Annotated in this window: 14 protein-coding genes; 13 read left to right on the forward strand and 1 reads right to left on the reverse strand. The window is 41.7% G+C overall.

What is annotated here, in order from left to right:
- The first annotated feature begins 220 nt into the window (after positions 1 to 220).
- From A5294_RS00595 to A5294_RS00615, 5 genes are all read left to right on the forward strand, one after another.
- Positions 221 to 1,477, forward strand: a complete 1,257-nt coding sequence (locus A5294_RS00595; RefSeq protein ID WP_004107291.1) for a zinc ribbon domain-containing protein — start codon at positions 221 to 223, stop codon at positions 1,475 to 1,477.
- 75 nt (positions 1,478 to 1,552) lie between these two features.
- Entirely contained in the window at positions 1,553 to 2,947 is a 1,395-nt protein-coding gene (locus A5294_RS00600; RefSeq protein ID WP_004107292.1) for a zinc ribbon domain-containing protein, read from the forward strand.
- Positions 2,948 to 3,176: 229 nt separating this feature from the next.
- Positions 3,177 to 4,547, forward strand: a complete 1,371-nt coding sequence (locus A5294_RS00605; protein ID WP_064340203.1) for an ABC transporter permease — start codon at positions 3,177 to 3,179, stop codon at positions 4,545 to 4,547.
- Between the two features lie 74 nt (positions 4,548 to 4,621).
- Positions 4,622 to 5,944, forward strand: coding sequence for an ABC transporter permease (locus A5294_RS00610; RefSeq protein ID WP_064340204.1), 1,323 nt, complete (start codon positions 4,622 to 4,624; stop codon positions 5,942 to 5,944).
- A 105-nt stretch (positions 5,945 to 6,049) separates the two neighbouring features.
- Positions 6,050 to 6,691 carry an ABC transporter ATP-binding protein gene (locus A5294_RS00615; RefSeq protein ID WP_004107298.1) on the forward strand — a complete coding sequence of 214 codons (642 nt, stop codon included), beginning with the start codon at positions 6,050 to 6,052 and terminating at the stop codon, positions 6,689 to 6,691.
- 321 nt (positions 6,692 to 7,012) lie between these two features.
- Here A5294_RS00615 and glnA read toward each other — a convergent pair whose 3' ends face one another.
- Positions 7,013 to 8,449, reverse strand: a complete 1,437-nt coding sequence (gene glnA, locus A5294_RS00620; RefSeq protein WP_004107300.1) for a type I glutamate--ammonia ligase — start codon at positions 8,447 to 8,449, stop codon at positions 7,013 to 7,015.
- Positions 8,450 to 8,640: 191 nt separating this feature from the next.
- On the opposite strand from glnA, the gene A5294_RS00625 reads away from it, so the two are divergent.
- From A5294_RS00625 to ftsH, 8 genes are all read left to right on the forward strand, one after another.
- The gene (locus tag A5294_RS00625) at positions 8,641 to 10,230 is read left to right on the forward strand and encodes an AI-2E family transporter (RefSeq protein ID WP_004118703.1); all 1,590 of its coding nucleotides are present in this window, start codon (positions 8,641 to 8,643) and stop codon (positions 10,228 to 10,230) included.
- Positions 10,227 to 11,453, forward strand: a complete 1,227-nt coding sequence (locus A5294_RS00630) for a glycosyltransferase family 2 protein (RefSeq protein WP_032835541.1) — start codon at positions 10,227 to 10,229, stop codon at positions 11,451 to 11,453. Before A5294_RS00625 ends, A5294_RS00630 begins: the two co-directional genes overlap by 4 nt.
- A 508-nt stretch (positions 11,454 to 11,961) precedes the next feature.
- Positions 11,962 to 12,876 carry an ABC transporter ATP-binding protein gene (locus A5294_RS00635; protein WP_064340205.1) on the forward strand — a complete coding sequence of 305 codons (915 nt, stop codon included), beginning with the start codon at positions 11,962 to 11,964 and terminating at the stop codon, positions 12,874 to 12,876.
- A gap of 14 nt (positions 12,877 to 12,890) precedes the next feature.
- Positions 12,891 to 14,543 carry a hypothetical protein gene (locus A5294_RS00640; RefSeq protein WP_064340206.1) on the forward strand — a complete coding sequence of 551 codons (1,653 nt, stop codon included), beginning with the start codon at positions 12,891 to 12,893 and terminating at the stop codon, positions 14,541 to 14,543.
- Positions 14,544 to 14,617: 74 nt separating this feature from the next.
- Positions 14,618 to 16,372, forward strand: a complete 1,755-nt coding sequence (locus tag A5294_RS00645) for a D-alanyl-D-alanine carboxypeptidase (protein WP_064340207.1) — start codon at positions 14,618 to 14,620, stop codon at positions 16,370 to 16,372.
- Between the two features lie 46 nt (positions 16,373 to 16,418).
- Positions 16,419 to 17,537, forward strand: coding sequence for a tRNA lysidine(34) synthetase TilS (gene tilS, locus A5294_RS00650; RefSeq protein WP_064340208.1), 1,119 nt, complete (start codon positions 16,419 to 16,421; stop codon positions 17,535 to 17,537).
- Positions 17,512 to 18,066, forward strand: a complete 555-nt coding sequence (hpt, locus tag A5294_RS00655) for a hypoxanthine phosphoribosyltransferase (protein ID WP_004118717.1) — start codon at positions 17,512 to 17,514, stop codon at positions 18,064 to 18,066. The genes tilS and hpt overlap by 26 nt, the downstream gene beginning before the upstream one ends.
- Positions 18,067 to 18,127: 61 nt before the next feature.
- Complete coding sequence (gene ftsH, locus A5294_RS00660; protein ID WP_064340209.1) at positions 18,128 to 20,437, forward strand: ATP-dependent zinc metalloprotease FtsH; 2,310 nt, start codon at positions 18,128 to 18,130, stop codon at positions 20,435 to 20,437.
- The last annotated feature ends 60 nt before the right edge of the window (positions 20,438 to 20,497 follow it).

Consider the following 20,497-nt stretch of genomic DNA (forward strand, 5'->3'; position numbering starts at 1 on the left):
AATAGATACTGACTATATTTTTCTGTTTTTCTATTTTTGCGTCGTATTTTTTACTGATTTATGTCGTGTTTATAGAATTTTTTGTTTCAAACAAGCACTTTTTTGTTACGTCTGGTTTGTTTTGTGTGCTTTTAGTAATAGAATTGAGCGCAAGTGGTTTGTTAAACATTTTTCGGTTAGCAAATTTATGGGATCTGTTCCATTAACAAAGGAGAGACGAGTGAAAGTTTGCGCTCAATGCGGTACCCAGAATATTGATACTGCAAAATTCTGCAAGGGTTGTGGTAACAAGTTTGAGGCTGCTCAGCCGGCACCCGTTCAGCCGGCACCTGTTCAGCCAACACCTGCTCAGCCGGCACCTGTTCAGTCAGTACCTGTTCAACATGCTCCAGCTCAGCCAGTGCCTGTTCAGCAAGTGCATGTTCAGCCTACACCAGCTCAGCCGGCGCCTGCTCAGCCTATTGCGCAGCATGCTCCTCAGTTTGCGCGTCCTAGTATGCCTCAGCAGGGTATGCCAGCTCAGCCAGGAATGCCTCAGCAGGGTATGCCTCAGCAGGGTATGCCAAATATGCAACGTCCAGGCTATCCATATGCTCAGCAGGGTATGCCAGCTCAGCCAGGAATGCCGGGTATGCAGAATCGCCCAAATACTCCAGGCGTTTCGCACTATAGCCAAATTTCAAACCAGCTTAATGCTGAACAGATGATGAACTTCTTCCGTTGGTTAGTAACTGCTCTTAAGAATCCTTCCCAGAGGTATCGCGTATCTAATATTTACGCAGTTTTAATTTCTGTGATTTCTGGTTTGCTGTTTGGTTTCCAAGCATATTTCTCTTCGCTTTCTTTCTACAATGCTTCTAATAGCACTGCTTTGGAACTTGTATCTAAGTTCGCTGGACAGCAAACTCCTGGTGTGCCTTTTACACTATTCTTCTATAAGTTTGTTATTGGAATGATTACCGTATACGCTGTATACGGTGTAGCTTTGCTTGGCATGAAGATGTTTGGTGAAGAGGTTTCGCCAGCTCAGCTTCACGTTCTTTTTGCTCAGAAACTCGTACCGCTTTTAGGCTTGCAAATTGTTTCAGTGATTTTGACTTTCATTGCTCCATCTATTCCTGTTATGAATTACTTTAAAGGAAAAGTAGAAGGCAGTGATTCTTTAGTTGCATCTATAATCTACAGCAATTCAGACATCTCATTGTTAATGAATAATCCTAGTGCTGTTTTGCAAGTTCCATCTATGTCTTTGCACACACTTTACTTGGTATTATTGATGCTCATTCCTGTATCGTTTATGGCAACTGCACACTACAAGGGTAAGCTTGATCGTGAGTGGATGTGGGTTATCTTTATCTTGATTGGAATTGTTGCAATATTTATCGTTGCTGCAATCAATACTGCTATGGTTAATTCCTTGGTTCCTTCGAATAATCTTATGAATAAAGCACAAGACCTAGCTAATTTATTTAAGTAAATATATCTAATAAGTCATAAGCCTAGCAGTCTTGTCTGCTAGGCTTATTTTGTAAAAATATACGGAGAGAAATATATGAATTGTCCATATTGCAACAGTCAAAATGCTTATGGAGCTATAGTATGCTCATCTTGTGGAGCTAGTCTTGTGCCGCAGCAAGCTAATTCAAGTTATCAGCCAATGCAAAGTGCTCAATATCAGCAAAATCAAATGAACGATGTACAACAAACGCAGTTCATTCAGCAGAACACGCAAGCTTATCCTCAGCCTGTTTATAGCAGTCAAAATACTTATGAACAGCAGGATTATTCAAATCAACAGTACTATAATCAGCAGGATTATTCGCAAAATCAGCCTACAGAATATTATGCTCCTGATTCGTTTAATCCTAATTTCGTAGCAGGTAATGTTGTGAGAAGCACGCCTATGAAACACAGCACAAAAATTATGCTTATTGTAATTGGCATTGTTATTGTGGTTCTTGGTATAGGTTATACAGTTATTCAACAGAATGTGTATTCTCCACAAGCAACAATTCAACGTTATGTGAAGTCTTTGCAAGAAGGCAATTTTGATGAAGCTAACAATATGACAGATTGGTCTTCTTCTAAAGTTCCAGAAAATTATCGTGCCTTACTTACAAGCGCAATAGGCAGAGCTTCCAAGAATCATATGTCTTACATGAGTGTTGATAGTGGCCCATACAATTCATTTAAGCTTTCTTACAAAATTGGCAATAGTGATGCTTCGGCAGTAATAAGCCTTGTACCAGCTGGCAAACAGTGGCTATTCTTTGACTCTTATAAAGTTCAATATCCACCATTTGGTCACATTACCATAACTGTGCCAAATGAAGTTGATAAAATAAAAGTTAATGATTCTGAAATAAATTTGTCTACTCTCAAAAAATCGCCGAAATATGACGGTGAAAGCTACAGTTCAGAATACGGTTATTCAGTATATACATCAGCTACAGAATATAGACTTCCAGTGTATCCTGGTGCTTACCATATTGAATCTGCAAAAAGTTCGCAACTGTGGACCACAAATTCTGCTGACGCGTCAATTAGCGAAAAAGATAGTTCGGAATCTGCAGTGTTAGAACTAGAAGCTACAGAAACATTAAAGGATGAGCTTACTAAGGCTATTCAAAAGCATGTTGATAAATGTGTAGCGTCAACTGAAACTGATGTTCCAGAGAGTTGTAGATTTGCAAGCTTTAGTTACTATACCAGCTATAAATATGACAATATTAAGCGTAGTGTTAATAGCACTCCTATGTTGGATCAAGTTAACATGTCGTCAGGAACTTTTCAGAGCGATGAGGTTGGTGTAGACATTACTTATCGCTATAAGGACGATGATGATGATAGTGATTGGAGAGACTCGCACACTAGAAATAGTGGTTATGTTTATGGAAAGTTTAGTATTAAAGATAATAAGCTAGTAATAGATTTTAACCAAGACTAAACCTAACGAATGTGCAAAATTTAAAGGCGCATTAAATACGAATAAAAGTTTCCCTCTACAATTTGTTTTGCAGAGGGGAATTTTTTTATAGCGTAGATTTGCGCACTGGTAGATTTGCGCATTGTAAAGTATGACACTAAACGCATTTTTCAGTATGGATATGTTATACTGGTAGTCCGTATATTTAAAGGTTGATATACAAGCAATTTTCAATGAAGAAAGGTAGTCGATGACGTTTATCTCTCGTGCAATACGCTACATTCTGAGGAAACGAATAAAAACAGCAATAATTTTCATTATTGTATTTCTTATTTCGACATTGTTATTTTCTACTTCTGCAGTTTCAAATGCTGCAGGTAGAGAAGGAGAAAAAGTTGAAGCGCAAGCAGAGTCTAGTTTTGTGCTCGCAAATAACCCTCAAATAAACCCTGGAACTCCTAGAGGAGCTGGAACTGTAAAACCTAAAGATGTACAGGCAATTGCAAAGTTAAATGGAATTGCTTCCTACGTTGTTCGACAAAATGTAACAGCGGATTTAGTTAATGCTAAAGCGGCAAGAATTCCAGGCGTACAAGAGTATGACAATAAGCGTGAACAGCAGTTTGGGAATGCCGTTAATATTGAAGGAACGAATGACTCTACTGGTTTAAATACTTTTAAAACAAAAGCAATAACTATGTCTAAAGGCAAGCATCTTATTGCTAACAACGTTCATGCATCACTAATTCATGAAGATCTCGCTAAAGCTAACGGATTACATGTAGGAGATACTCTTACACTTCGCGCTAATCCTTACGATGCTGACAATATTCAACAATCAACAGCAACAGTAAAAACTCGTATTGTTGGAATTTATGCCGGTGCAAATAAGCGTCAAGTCGCAACTAGGGCGGAATTGACAGCTAATACCGTGTATACGGATTTGCAAACTACTCGCGAATTATATAAATATAAGCCTGGAAAAGAAATATATCAGGATGCAAGTTTTAGAATAAAGCGCGGCGAGGATGCGGATAATATTATGTCTCAAGCTGCGAAATTGCCTATTGATTTGCAAAACTATCAACTAACTCGTGACGATCAGTTCGTTTCTGGTTTGTTGAAAGCAGCAAAGGGAGTGCGCTCAATAATGACTGTTACAACAATTGCTGTTGTATCATTCGCTATTATTGCTTTGGCATTAGTGCTTTTGCTGTGGATGAATGAGCGACGTAATGAAATTGGTGTGTTTGTTGCAATTGGCACTGGCAAATTATCTATAGTTGGTCAATATCTTGCTGAGATTGTGCTTATTTCAATACCTTCGTTGATTGTGGGTTACCTTTTTGCAAAAGTTATAGCTCCGTTGATGGCTAATGTTGCTCTTGGCTCTGTGCAATCATCAGCCGCCCGTGAATTGAGTAATATGGGTCAAGCTGGTGGAAATCTTGAATCAACTTTGGCAACAAAAACTTTGGAAACACTTAGCGTACAAGTAGACGCTCAGTGTTTTGTCGGAGTTTCTACAATTGTTGGTGCAGTAATCGTTATTGCAGTTGTGTTGTCTTATTTGCCAATTATATGCAAATCTCCTCGTGAGCTCCTCGGATTGCAAAAGTAGAACTATGCTGTTTGGCGGCATAGTTTTCATAATTCGTCGTATGAAAGTTATTTGAAAAGTTAGTGAGTAACATTATGAATGGTGAAGTAATTTCTTTATGTGCTCGAGCGAAACTTGCAATATTGCGCAAACCTCGACGTAACGCAATAATTGTGCTGATTATGACTCTTGTTTTAAGTGCGCTAGTTTCACAAGCTGGTATCAGTGCTTCTGTTGAGGGTGCTAGGGATCGTATTCAATCCAGTATTGGCTTAGGTTTTACTGTACGAGCAAAAACTCGAGGTGAAACTCTTCCAGAGCAAAGTAATGCAAATTCTAATTCTGCTACTGCTACATCTAGTTCCTCAATTCCTCAAGATTTGGGCGCAAATGAAGGAATTGACTCTAGTCAAATTCGTAAATTTGCTGCGATTTCGAGCGTAAAAACTGTAGTGGAAGAGCGCGATGTTTTAGCTGTGCCTGTTGGAAAGCAACTTGTGCTTCCTGCGCAGGGTCCAAGACTAGACGATGATGTTTTGGCTCATGCTGCCGGAATTACTGGCACAACAGATTCTCGATTATCTCAAGGTTTTCAAGAAGGATTGTACCGTTTAGAACAGGGTGAGCATATTACTAATCGTTCTTCTGGTAGAGCAATAGTGCATCGTGATTTTGCTAAGAAGAATAATCTTAAGATTGGTTCTACTATAATTCTTAAGCAAGGGTTTAATGTAAAAGTTCGCGTTGTTGGCATTTTTGCCGGCAAATTGCAAACTAAAGGAGCGCTTCCTTCGGATACGTCAGAAAACCGCATATTTACTGACTTAAGTTCTGCGTTGTCTTTGGCGGGTTCTTCTAATCGAAGTGTTTTGCGTTGTGTTGTTGAGCGTTCTGATTTATTAGCTAGTGCAATACGGGAGGCTAAAAGTATTGCTGGCAAGTGGGCAGATGTAGAGCAGAATGCTTCGCAATTGTCTGATGTAATAAGCTCGGTTAACTCTGTGCAACAACTTGTGCGAATGATTTTTGTGGCACTAAGTTTTGTTGGTATTTTAGTGCTTGGACTTGTATTAGTGTTCTGGGTTAGAGGACGTATGCACGAGATTGGCGTACTTATGTCTATCGGATTATCTAGAGCAATAATAGTTAGTCAATTGCTTGTTGAAATAGCGATACTCAACATTGTGTCATTCGTCATTTCGTTAGGCTTCGGTGCTGCTTTTTCTGGCGTTATTGGTTCTGCGATTTTGCATAGTGCTGATTCGTCATTTATTGCGGATGGTATGCCAGTATTGCCATTGCTGCAAACTCTTGCTGCTTTTGTTATTGGTTTGCTTATTTCAATAGTCGCATTACTTGTTGCAGTGCTGCCAATATTAATAAAGAAGCCTCGGAAAATACTGAGTGCCATGAGTTAGCAGAAATGTAGTTGCGTATGCGAATTTTCTACTAAAAGCGCAATCGCATAAATGGAACAAATCGTATAAATCATATTTAAATTATGTAAAAATAAGGAGCTTATTATGTCGGCTTTATTGCAATTAAAAAATGTGAAGTACACTTACGGACCTGCAAATATTGCGGTACTAAATGACGTGAATGCAGATTTCGAAATTGGCAAAATGTACAGTATCATGGGAGCTTCTGGAGCAGGAAAGTCTACTATGCTCTCACTTTTAGCTGGATTAGATACTCCTTATAAAGGTGAAGTATTGTTCAATGGTGAGGATATTGCAAAAACAGGATATGTTGAGCATCGCAAAAAACATATTTCACTTGTTTTCCAGAATTTTAATCTTATTGACTATTTGACGCCATTAGAAAATTTGCGATTAGTAAATTCACATGCTGATGTTCAAGTGCTAATAGATCTTGGGTTAACTGAAGAAGAAGCAAATCGTAACGTCACTAAACTTTCTGGTGGTCAACAGCAGCGTGTTGCAATTGGACGAGCTTTAGTATCTTCTGCGCCGGTAATTTTAGCTGATGAGCCTACTGGAAGTCTTGACCCTGCAACAACTAAAGAAGTTATTGCAATATTAAAAAAAGCTGCTAGAGAGCATGGCAAATGTGTGATTGTTGTTACTCATGATTCGAAGGTCGCATCTCAAGCTGATGTAAAATACGTGCTAAAAAATAAACAGCTAACGCGACAATCTGCTTGAGCGCACGAACCGGCGAGTTTCGGACACTCGTGCAGTTGGCGCGCTGCGTTATGGTCTCTTAATCCTGTTATTCGGACACGCGTGCAGTCGTCGTGCTGCGCGCGTAACGCATGTTTCCGTTTTTTCGTTAATGGCGCAGATTGCGCTCGCTTACGAAACTCGCGTTGGAAGTCCACTGGACTTCCAACTTAAGCGAGTTTCCGCTCCGAGTTGCCTTCGCGCGCTAAATCGCAGCGCTCAAGCAGGTCGTCGCGCCAAACAATAAGCCGACTCTGCGAAATCGTAGAGCCGACTTATTGGCTAGAAGAACTTAACTACAAATCAGATGTGGAAGTAAAGCTCATACTCGAGTGGAGTTGGAGCCAAGCGCGCCATATCCATTTCCTCATGCTTCAAATTCAGCCAAGTTTCAATCAAGTCGCTAGTAAATACGTCGCCTTGCATAAGGAAGTCGTGATCCTCTTCCAAAGCTTGCAAAGCCTCACCAAGTGAAGAAGGAACTTGCTTAATGCCGTCATGCTCCTCTGGAGGAAGCTCGTACAAATCTTTATCAACAGGGGCAGGAGGCTCAATATGGTTAACAACACCATCCAAACCTGCCATAAGCTGAGCGGAGAATGCTAAGAATGGGTTGCATGAAGGATCCGGTGCACGGAACTCAATTCGCTTAGCAGCAGGTTCCGTACCAGCAAGAGGAATACGAATAGCTGCAGAACGGTTACGAGCAGAGTAAACCAAGTTGACTGGAGCTTCGTATCCTGGAACCAAGCGATGGTAAGAGTTAAGCGAAGGATTCGTAAATGCAAGCACAGAAGAAGCGTGCTTAATCAAGCCGCCAATGTACCAACGTGCAATATCAGAAAGTTGAGCGTAGCCAGTTTCCGCATAGAACAATGGCTTGCCATCCTTCCAAAGCGACTGATGGCAGTGCATGCCGGTGCCGTTATCTCCAGCAATTGGCTTTGGCATAAATGTTGCAGCCTTACCAGCTAAAGCAGCAGTTTCATGAACCACATACTTGTACTTCATCAAATCATCGCCAGCATGAACAAGCGTATTGTAACGGTAGTTGATTTCCTGCTGACCTGCGCCGCCGACTTCGTGGTGAGAACGCTCAAGAATCAAGCCGACCTTTTGCAAATTGCAAACCATGTCATCGCGCAAATCCTGATTGTGATCTACTGGTGGCACAGGGAAGTAGCCGTGCTTTACGCGGTTCTTAAAACCAATATTGTTGCTGCCGTCATCCTCAGTGTCAATTCCGGAATTCCAAGGAGCTTCGTTAGAATCAACCTCATAGAAGGAGCGTTGCATGTCGTTAGCAAAACGCACCTTATCAAAGATGAAGAACTCAGCTTCAGGAGCAAAGCTTGCAGTGTCAGCAATGCCAGTTGACTTCAAATAGGACTCTGCTTTAATAGCGACCTGACGAGGATCCCTAGAATATGGCTCATCTGTTACAGGGTCAACAATAGAGAAAGCAACATTCAGAGTCTTATGCTTACGGAATGGGTCAATATAAGCAGTGTCAACATCTGGAATAAGCTTCATATCTGATTCGTTAATAGCCTGGAAGCCTTGCATTGAAGAACCATCGAACGCCATTCCATCAGTGAAAGCACTGTGCAAGAACTCGTCAGCAGGAACAGTAAAGTGCTGCTGAACGCCAATTAAATCAGTAAATCGTACGGATACGTATTCAATGCCTTCCTTTTCAATGAGGGCTGCGGCATCTTCTTTAGTTTGCAAAGTGGTCATGGCCACCATTCCTTTCTTAAAAAACCCAGTAATGAGTTTATGACTATGAATGCCATTTTGGATTTCAGCGACTCGAATATCTCGTTACGTTTGTGTTACATAATGTTACGTGTAGTTGCGTAGATGCGAATAATGTAATACTACATGCCGCTAATTCGCATTCATCAGTTCGCGCAGTTACAATAGTACCTATGAATTACCAAGAGCAAGAAATGCATGAATATAAGATGCATGAGCATATTAAGGAAAGTGAAAATAAGCTAGATTTAGCTTCACTTTTCCCAGCCAAAGGCGATGATAGAAGGCCGCCAGATTGGCTAGGTCGTGCACTTATTTACGTTGCAATTGTTACTTTTGTGTCCATCTTCCTATGGTTCGCTTGGAATAGCATTTCATTCATTGTTTTCGATGTTGTGATTTCTATTTTTATTGCGCTCGCAATGGAACCGCTTGTTGTTCGGTTAATTAAGCATGGTTGGAGGCGAGGAGTTGCTTCTGGCTTTACGCTAACGGGCTTGCTTGTTGTAATTAGCTTGCTACTTGCTTTGTTTGGTAATTTATTTGCTCAGCAGGTTGTTTCAATGGTTATGGGCTTGCCTGATTTATACAATCAATTTGCAAATTTTGTGCTTCACTATACCGGTTTTAAAATGCCTAATATTGAGCAGCTTGGCATGGAAATTTTGAAGCATGTGCAAACATCTTGGGTTGTTGATTTTGCTGGCCAAGCACTTAACACAACATGGGGATTGATGACTGTTCTGCTTGATTTGCTTACCATTATTATGGTTACGTATTACATTTCTGCAGCAGGTCCGGCTATGCGTCGTAGCATGTGCCGTTGGATGAATCCGCAAGCTCAGCGTCGTTTCCTATTTATTTGGTCAGTTGTTCAAGAGCAGATTTCGAGCTTCTTATTTTCGCGAATTATTTTGGCAGCGATTAACGCAGTGGGTACCGCAATTTTCCTTATTGTGATGAATATACCGTATTGGCTTCCGCTATCCTTATTCTGCGGAATTGTTTCGCAGTTTGTGCCTACAATTGGTGGCTATTTGGGTGGAGCTTTGCCTATCTTGGTTGCGTGGGGTTCCAATGGTTTTGGTGCGGCTGTTGCAACATTAATTTTTATTACGATTTATCAGCAAATTGAGAACATGGTTATTTCGCCGAAGATTTCCGAAAAGACTATGGATCTGAATCCTGCAGTAGCTTTTATTTCAGTTCTTGTAATGGGCGCTGTATTTGGTGCTCTTGGAGCATTTTTGGCTTTGCCTGTGACTGCAAGTTTGCAAGCAATTTTTAGAGTATGCACGAAGCAATATAGTTTAGTTTCTTCTCCGCTTATGAACGATCCTCACCCTGATCACACTTCTATTATTGTTCGTTGCGTTGAGGCGATTGGCCGTAAGTTCATGAATCCAATGAGTGAAAGTGTTCATCGTGTAATGAAAGGCACAAGCTCTCGCATTTCTCTGAACGAGGATATTTTATATTGGTATAAGCAAGCTTATGTGTCAGATTCTGACGATGCGAATAGTAGCAAAGTTTCCTCTAACGATTCTGATCAAACTGATGTATTGGCAACAATGCCAATTTCGCGCGAAATATTAGATGCCGTAAATAAAGATATTGCAAAGCGTAAAGTAGATTCTGAAAATAAGGATTCTCCTAAAGCAAAATTGCAAGTAGGCGAGTCTAAAATAGTAAACAATACAAAAAATACAAAAAATAGTAAAAGTAACGTAAAAAATAATCCACGGAGCGGATGGAAGCGATGATTCTTCTATCAATATTTGATGTACTAGTAATACTTATTGGCATAAGCGGTGTTGTGTATCAAGGTGTTTGTGCCGTTGCATCTTTATTCGCTAAGCCTATTGTTTTTCCTGAAGCGCCAATGGATAAGCATTATGCTGTGCTTATTTCTGCGCGCAATGAGGAAGCTGTTATAGGTAATCTTATTCATTGCATTCAAACTCAAACATATAGACAAGATTTTATTGATATTTGGCTTGTTGCAGATAATTGCACTGATTCTACTGCGCAAGTTGGTCGCAATTGCGGATGCAACGTAATTGAACGTTTTGATAAAGAGCATATTGGTAAAGGTTATGCGCTCAGCTATCTCCTCGATCATATTATGAAAATTGGTGCGGATAAAGTTTATGACGCGTACTTTGTTTTCGATGCAGACAATAAACTTGATCCGCATTATTTTGAGGAAATGAATAAAGGTTTCCACGCAGGATATCAAATTTTAACTAGCTACCGTAATTCCGTGAATCTTTCAGATAATTGGGTTTCTTCCGGCTCTGCACTTTGGTTTATTCGAGAATCGCGATTTACTAACAACTCTCGAATGCTATTCGGTTCGAGTTGCCATGCTGGTGGAACTGGATTCATGTTCTCGCGTGAGATTATGCACAGAAATAGCGGATGGAAATTCCATCTTCTTACTGAGGATCTTGAATTCACTATGGACGCTATTCTTCACGGAGACAAAGTTGGATATTGCGGTTCTGCAGTATTATATGACGAACAGCCTGTGTCGTTTAGGCAGAGCTGGAGGCAGCGTCTTCGTTGGAGCAAGGGATTCTTGCAAGTATTTCGTTACTATGGAGCAGCTCTTATTCGACATGGTATTCGCGAAAGAGATTTTTCGTCGGTTGATTTTACGCTTATGCTTTTCCCGTTTATGGTTTTGGCTGTTGCAAGAATAATACTTGGTTTTATTTTTGCCGCATTTGGATTCGTAACATGGATGAGTCAAATTTCTTCAATGATTAATTTCATTACCACTACTGTTACAAGCGTTTTAGGCATGATGATATTTGTGTCACTCACTATTTTGGTTGAACACGATAAGCTTGGGGCCACGAATAAGGAGCTGTTTGCGTACGCTCTTAGCTTCCCGATTTTTATGCTTTCGTACGTGCCTATTGCGTTCCAAGCTATTTTCTCAAAGAGCGAGTGGAAGCCGATTCAGCATACCGGTCGCTGAGTGAAAGAATGAAATTCTATAGTGTGGAGCGAGTTTTGGGGGATTTTTCTCCTCGCGCGTCCCGTCCTTCAGTCGCTTTGACTGTTAAAGGCGTTTATTGTGTTCGCCTTTCTTTAAAGAATGTTGCTCCATCAGTCCTCTTTTAGCGCTCGTAGAGAAATCCCCCAAACTCTGCGTGCTAACCATTAATAACCTCATCTTATCGCAGAGATTTTTCGATTTTTCTTCTTCGCTTGGCGAATCAGCAGCCTGCGGCTCTGACGTTCGCCGCGCTCAGTGCGAAAAATCTCAAATCTCTACCACACGAATATTAGTACAGTGAAGGTAGCGTACGGAACAGTGATCTGGTGTGATGGTAGGAGGATTTGGGGTGGTGAGTGCGGCGGCTGATGGCGTTGTGATTGCGCAAAGATTGCGAGTATGAGATAATAGAAACCTCTATGTAAACGCTTGCTTGCGTAGCATTGTGGCGCGATGCGTGCGTTTATCTGTATACTGCGAGGTTCTTATGGTAGATTCTATTCCGTCTGAATATCCGTCCGGAAATGCTTTTGCTAGCAGCGTTCCGGTTTTTGGCGCAAACACTTATTCGAGTGATGCTAGCGATAGCAATGCAGATGTTCCAGCGGTTTCTATTCGCGGATTTGTTAAGACTTTTGGCAAGAAAGTTGCTGTAGATAATCTTTCGTTGAGCATTCCAGCAGGCTCTTTCTACGGATTGGTAGGTCCGAACGGTGCCGGCAAAACCACTACGATTAAAATGCTTACGGGCTTGCTTATGCCGGATGCTGGCTCAGCTTCGATCTTTGGCAATGACGTTTGGAGCGATGTAAATAGTGCTAAGCGCGCAATCGGTTTAATGCCTCAAGCAGATGAGATTTTTAAGACAATTACTGGTTTGCAGCTTTTAACTTACGCTGGCATGCTTCGCGATATGAGTCGCGCGGAATCCGTAAAGCGCGCGAACGACTTGCTTTCTGCTTTCGACTTAACAGAAGCTGCAAACACCATGGTTTCTGACTATTCAACTGGTATGACTAAGAAGATTTGCCTTGCAACAGCTATGATCCATAGCCCTCGCGTACTTGTGCTCGATGAGCCTTTTGAGGCAGTGGACCCTGTTTCTAGCGCAAATTTGAAGGATATTCTCGCCGAGTATGTTTCTACTGGCGGTACGGGTATTATTTCTTCGCACGTTATGGAATTGGTTGAAAAAATGTGCTCGCACGTGGCGATTATTAACGAAGGTCATGTTGCAGCTTCTGGCACTCTTGCAGAAGTGGCTCAGGGCAAAGATCTTGAAGATCGCTTTATGGAGCTTGTTGGTGGACGTCACGCAGCTGCGCGAATCGACTGGCTTAACGGCGGCAAGTCTGATAACGCTGCTGTCGCTTCTACCGAGTCTGCTAATCTCAACGCCTAATAAGGATGGCCGTAATGTCTATGATTTTTACCATGGTTCGCCTTCGCTGGGCGCTTACTTTTTCTGTTATGCGAAAGTCGATTTGGCAAAAAATCGGCTTTGGTATAGTCATTGTTTTTGGACTTGCAATTATATGTGCTCTTGGTTTTGCGGGCTGGCAAGCAGGAAAGTATCTTAATCCAGGAATGCTTGCAGATACTAAAAATTGGCAGGAATTTCAGTTCGCTCCAATAATGGTTGCGTCGATTGTGTCAATTTTTACGCTGTTTATAAACCTGTTTATGTTCGGCAGTGACACAACACTAAAGTCGCGTAGTTTTGCGCTTTACGGCATTCCTTACGTAAAGCAGCAAGCTGGTATGCTTCTTGGCTCCCTTTTTGGAGCGTTTTCTATAAGCTGCACAATCGCGCTTGCTTTGTGGTCTTTAGCGTACAGAAACTTTGGAATTGTGCCGGTTTTAGTAAGCGTAATTGCAGCTCCGCTTTACGTTGCAACAATCGTGTCTTTAAGCAAAATGCTTATTGAGCTTTTGGACACTATTTTAATAAACAAGCGTTCAAGAAACATTTTTTACTTTGCTATTTTCGTAGCGTATATGATTTTTGTTTCCACTATGAATATTGGTAACAAAAGTCCAAGAGGAATTGTGTTTGGCTTAGGTTTTTGCTCTGCGTCCGCTTTTACTCCATTAAGTGCTGCTATGGCTTTGCCTCTTGACGCCATTAATGGCAATTGGCTTGCGCTTGTTATTCGCTTCTTTATTTGCGTACTAACGATTGCTGCTTGCTTTGCAATCTCTGTATTTTGCGCAAAATTAGAGCCAAAGCTACTGCGCGGTGAGCAAAAAACAGTTGTTAAAACTAAGGGAATCGGCTTCTTTGCAGCAGTTCCAGACAACACAGTCGGTGCGATTATTGCGCGAATTATTAGCGTTATGAGAAGAGATATGCGTCAACTATTTTTGCTTCTTACGCCGCTTTTTATTCTGATAGTTGCAGGAGGAACTAGTTTTAATGCTAAAGGATTTGGTTCTATAGCACAGGATATAGGCGTTTCTAGCTGGCTTATGTATGCTGCTTTGCTTATGGGCATGGTTGTTGGAAACAATATTGCATACGATGGCACAGCTTTTACTATGCACGCGATTATTGGAGTAAAAGGTTTGCACGATCGTTTAGCGCACGCAATAGTTTGGTCCGTGATTTGCGCTGTGTACTTTGCAATTCTTGGAATAGGGGTTTACGCTTTCCTTTTCTTTGTAGCAAATGTTAAGCAAAATATGAATGCAGTTATGTTCCAAACTCTTTCTCCAATTGGAGTAGCTTTTGCGACCATAGGCATTGGCTTAATTTCTTCGTGCATAGCAATGTACCCTGTAGCGTCAATCGAAAAGCCATTTTCTAGGCCGCAAGGTTCTGCAGGCGCTAGATCTTTTGCTCCAATAGGTTTTTCGCTTCTTTCTGCAGTATGCATGATTCCGTCTATTGCTGCAGCTATGACGTTTTTGGCTATTAACACGAATCTTTTGTGGATTGCATGCATTCTGTTCGTAGTAAACGGATTTGTTGTATTGGTTGTTGGCGTAATTCTTGGCGGCAAAGTGATGGATAAGCGCATGATTCGTATTGTAGAAAACTTGCGCAGATTTGCCTCGATTACTGCGTAACTTACGCACGCTTTGTTGCAAGCGCAATGTATAGTTAAGCGCGGTATTTGCAATCGATTTAAAGGTGTGCTCGCATGGAAAGTAGTAAAGGCTCAAACGATGCCTTAAATACTCCTAATGCGAGCACGCCAACGCAAAGCGGCGAACCCAACAAAAGTATCGAACCTAAAGCAAGTATTAAACCTAAACCAAGTAGCACACAGAAGAAAAGTAAATACGCTGCTATGGTTTTAAGAAGCCAATATCCTTCTCGTTGGCGATTACTTATTGCATTTATAGCAGTTATAGTTAGTGCAGCAATTATTTTTACTTATTTTTTGCTTGACGTATACGATATTCTTCCTGGTCCTTTGACGTTGCGAAGCCAACATTATGCTGTAACTGTTTCTTCTCCTAAATCACTTTTGCGAGTTAATTCACTAGCTAAAGGCGTGACTTATGGTAAAGAAATAAATCATTCGCAAGCTCAAAAACTTATTGACGAGTTGGTTTCCGATGCTTCTATGAGTAGCAGCACTTCAGCAGTAATTATGGATGCGAATGGGCGAGTAGTTGCTTCACATGAGCCAAATGCTTTAAGAGAGCCAGCATCAACGCTTAAAACTTTAACTGCTAGCGTGGCTTCTCGCACTCTTGACATGGGTTCAACTCTTGATACTCAAGTATTTTTGTTGCCTAAAACAGGCGGTGAACCAGAACGAGCTTCTAGTGCGAATGCTAGAAAGCTTGTGCTTCGCGGCAATGGTGACATGCTTCTTGGCGTTGGAGAAAACGATTGGAACCATGTTAATGGCAGAGCAGGCTTAACGACATTAGCGAGAAGAACAGCCAACGCTTTGAAACTTGAAAATATTCGCACAGTTTCTTTAGCTGTTGATGACTCATTGTTTGGCGCAAAACGTGCTCCTGATTTGATTTATGAAACAGATGTTGAACGACGCTTTTATGCTCAAACGTCATCTTTGGCTATAGATGATGCTCGTCAGCGTGACCTTTCAGTGCAAGGTGTTGACGCTGATGCTATGACAGATTTTCCGCTTTCTGATCCTCATCCTGCTTTAAGTGTCGGTCGTGTTTTTGCTAAATTATTAAGCAAACAGGGAATAGTTATAAGTAATTATTCTAAYAAAACCACTTCTGACGAAAAAAATTCCGCTTCAGACTCGTCTGCAGATGATTCTTCTGAAAATAATAAAGATTCTGAAAATGAAAATAAATCTGCACAATCTGAAAATCTTGTAATACCAGTAAGCGAAACTAAATCGTTAATATCATCTAATTCGCGTTTAATTGCACAAGTTTCTTCTGCACCTTTAAACGAAATAATGGCATATACGCTTCGTATTTCAGACAATACATTAGCTGAAGAGTTTGGTCGTTTGACTGCGCTTGCAACTCACAAATCCAACTCTCCGGAGGGTGCAGTTCAGGCGGTAAAAGAGGGATTGCACAAGCTCAATATCGATATACGTGGTTTGCACATGTCTGATTGCTCAGGCTTGTCTCCAAAATCAAGGTTGCGCGCAACAACGCTAGCTCAAGTACAAGTGCTTAATATTAAAGCCGATTCTGGAGGTGCTGCAGCTGCTGAAGGATTGTCTCTTCCTGGTTTAGTTGGAACAGCAAGAAAGCGTTTAGCGGATGAATCTTCTGCCGGCATGCTTCGCGTAAAGACTGGTTCTTTAAGTGAAGTTACTTCTATGGTTGGTAATGTATCTAGGAAAAGTGGTGGAGTGCTAACTTTCGCTGTTGTTGCGAACCAGCCAGCTGATATTTGGGGAGCATTCGTAGCGATTAATAAGTTTATGGCAGAATTGCCAAAACTATGATTTATGAGTTGCAATTTAGCGTTATCAGCGCGCTACACTAGAAGCTATGGTGTATTCTTCTCGCATACGCGCAGGAATTGGCGCAATCAAGCATTGTTTTGATGAACTTTCGTTGTGTGCTCAAGACGCGCGTTTTTCCGAACATGGCAACCACGCAACAGATGTTGATGCTCCTCTGGTTCTTATTGCGTGCTCTGGAGGTAGAGATTCTCTTGCACTTACAGCATTGAGCGTGATTGTGTGCGCAAGTAGAGGTATTCGTTGCGGTGTTGTAATAGTAGATCACCATTTGCAGCCGCACTCAACTGAAATTGCCAATACTGCTGCTAAGCATTGTTTGCAATCTGGAATAGACGAAAAGTACGTGTATATTCAATCTGTGAACGTCGAAGATTCTGGAGAAGGCGAAGAGTCTGCTGCAAGAAATGCTAGGTATCAAGCAATTATTGAGGTTGCTAAAAAGCAGCAAGCTGCAGCCGTGCTTTTAGCTCACACTGCAAATGATCAAGCAGAAACTGTAATGATGGGGCTAAAAGATTCTGCAGGTTTAGAAGCAGTTGCTGGCATGAAAGCAGTGACATTGCGTCAAAACGTGCTTTTTGCAAGGCCTCTTATTAAGCTTACTAGAGAAGATACTACTGGTATTTGCGAGGATTTAGGTATTTCATGGTGGGATGATCCTACAAATGGTGACGATATTTCGCAAAATGAGGAACTTTCAGAAAATTATCCATTGAGATCTCGAGTTAGACACACGTTAATGCCTTATATTTCGCGATTTTTTAATGCGAATATGGTTACTTTGCTTTCTCGCGGAGCTGAAATAGCTAGAGACGATCTTGACTATATTAATTCTCAAGTTGACGAAGCTAGTTCACAAGTGATGGAATTTGATAAAAATGCGAAAACTGTTAGGTTAAAAGCTGATAAATTAGCGCAATATCATCCATCAATTCGCAGACGAATTATAGTGCGTGCGTTAAGTGAACTTGGTCTGCGTTTCTCGTCAAGTCACATATCGGCAGTGGACGAACTATGTACAAAATGGCATGGTCAGAAGCCTTTTTCATTGCCAAATTATTATGAAGCAACTCGACTCTCGCGCAATATCGTCATTCGCTTATGCAAAGATAGTGAACATGCAAATTGCAGATATACGAGATGACATCGACTATGAATTAATTAGCCACGAAGACCTTATGAAGCGTATTCGTGAAGTTGCTAAACAAGTAAGTGAAGATTACAAAAACCGTAATGTTTTGCTTGTTGCAGTTCTAAAAGGTGCTGTAAATACTCTTGCTGTATTTTCGCAAGAGTTAAGCGTTAATGCAGCAATGGACTTTATGAGCTTGTCTAGTTACGGCAGTGGCACTCAAACTAGCGGACAAATCACTGTTCGCGAAGATTTAAGTACTGATGTGCGTGGTCGAGATGTGCTTATTGTAGAAGACATTGTTGATTCCGGTCGCACGCTAGCTTGGCTTGTAGATGAGCTAAAAGGTCGTGGTGCTGCCAGTGTAAAAGTTTTTGCATTGCTCAGTAAGCCTGCACGTCGCGAAGTAGACGTACAAATCGACTACTCGGGCTTTGAAATTCCTGATGCATTTGTCGTTGGTTTCGGAATGGACTACGACGAACGCTACCGCAACCTCAATAGTATTGCGGTATTAAAGCCATCAGTGTATGGTGCTTGATTTTATAGATTCTATTCAGAATTTTTATATAAATTGAGGAGTTTGAAAGGAGCCTTATTACATGGGCGCTTCTCCTATGACACCGCAAGGCCCAATGGGCGGTCCTGGGCGTGGAAATAACGGGAATAATCCGTTTTTAAATCCACGCAACCCTAGGAATCAGCGAAACAACGGTCAGCAGGGCAAGAATAATAAAAATAACGAGAACAACCATAACAATCGTCGTTCCTTCTGGCAGTCGCCATGGACGTGGATTGTGCTTCTTGTGTTGCTTTCAGTTGTCGGATTCCAAATGTTTGTTCATAACGGATCGCAAACTATCGATACTCAGGATGGTATTGAGTTAGTGCGATCTCATAAAGCAAGTTATGTGGAAATTATTGACAATAAACAGTTAGTTAAGCTTACGCTTGATAGTCCGTTTAAGAAGTTCGATAAACGAAGTAAGCAAAATCGTGACTTTGGCAAGGATGTGCAATTCTACTACGCGTATGCACAAGGTAGGTCAATTGTACAAGAAGTCGAAAAGGCGAAGCCTTCTAATGGCTGGACTGCTACCTTACAGTCATCTAGCATTATTTCGTATTTGATTACTTCGCTTGTTCCAATATTGTTCTTCCTTGGCATGATTTGGTTCATGTTTAGCAGAATAGGCGGTGCTGGCGGAAGTATGCTTGGCATGGGCGGCGGACGTGGCCGTGGCAAGCTGCTTGAAGGTCAGACTCCTAAAACTAAGTTTGCTGACGTTGCTGGCGAACAAGCTGCTGTTGAAGAAGTTGAAGAGATTAAAGACTTCTTGAAGGATCCTTCGCGCTACAAGGCTTTGGGTGCTCGTATTCCGCGCGGTGTGCTGCTTTATGGTCCTCCAGGAACTGGTAAGACTTTGTTGGCTCGTGCTATTGCAGGCGAAGCTGGTGTGCCGTTCTATGCAATGGCTGGCTCTGACTTCGTGGAAATGTTCGTAGGCTTGGGCGCGTCTCGTGTTCGTGAACTTTTTGACGAAGCTAAGAAGAATGCTCCTGCAATCATCTTTATCGATGAGATTGATGCTGTTGGTCGTCGCCGCGGAAGTGGCATGACTGGCGGTCATGATGAGCGCGAGCAGACACTTAATCAGTTGCTTGTTGAGATGGATGGTTTCGACAACGATACTAATTTGATTATTATTGCTGCAACAAACCGTCCAGATGTGCTTGATTCCGCACTTCTTCGTCCTGGTCGTTTTGACCGTCAGGTGGCTGTTGAGGCTCCTGATTTGGAAGGTCGCGAGGCAATTTTGAAGGTTCACGCTAAGGGTAAGCCTTTTGTGCCGGATGTTGATCTTCATATGGTTGCTGTGCGCACTCCTGGTTTTACTGGTGCAGACTTAGCTAACGTGCTTAACGAAGCTGCGTTGCTTTGCGCTCGATCTGGTGCTCAATATATCGATAATCGCGCTATTGATGAGGCAATTGATCGTGTTCAAGCAGGACCTCGACGTAAGTCTAAGGGCATGGCTTTGGATGAATTGCGTAACACTGCTTACCATGAGGGCGGTCATGCTCTTGTTGCTGCTGCGCTGCACCACACGGATCCTGTTACTAAAGTAACGATTTTGCCGCGAGGTCACGCACTTGGATACACTGCTGTGATGCCAACAAGCGACCGTTACTCGCAGTCTCGCAACGAATTACTGGATCAAATGGCATATGCTATGGGCGGACGCACAGCAGAGGAAGTTGTGTTCCACGATCCAACAACTGGTGCTTCTAACGACATTGAGAAAGCTACTGCCATTGCTCGTAAGATGGTTGTTGAATATGGTTTCTCAGCAAAGCTTGGAGCTGTTAAGTGGATGGATGCTGACGAAGATTCTTCTGGTTCACTCGATTCTTTGCAATCTCGTAAGTTCTCGAATCGTACTGCTGAAGTAATCGATGAAGAAGTTCATAAGCTTATCGAAACTGCTCATACTGAAGCGTGGGAGATTATTAACAATAATCGTGACGTATTGGATGAGCTGGTTCGTCAGTTGCTCGCTAAGGAAACTCTTAACGAGAAGGAACTTAAGGAAATCTTCAGTAAGATTCGTAAGGCTCCTGAGCGTACTCTTTGGCTTTCGGACGATAGAAGACCAGATTCTGATCTTCCCCCTGTTGAAATTCCAGAAAGTTTGAAGCGCAACGTTGAAGGTAAGAATGAGCAGACTGAAGCTTCTGAACTTTCTGAATCTTCCAATAATGCAACTTCACAAAACCAGCAGTCTGATCAGATGCCTGTTGATACGTCTATTCAGACTCCTGCACCTGCTCCTCGAACTGTTATTGGAACTGTTAAACCACCTGTTAATCCGCCTACTAATCAAAATGACGGTACTCAATTTGGTGCTTAATAGTGTAAATGCAGTGCTAAAAAGCAGATAAAATAAAGTTATTAATAAACGCTGATAACA

This window comes from Gardnerella sp. 30-4 (assembly GCF_001641215.1).
GTDB classification, from domain to species: Bacteria; Actinomycetota; Actinomycetes; order Actinomycetales; family Bifidobacteriaceae; genus Bifidobacterium; species Bifidobacterium leopoldii.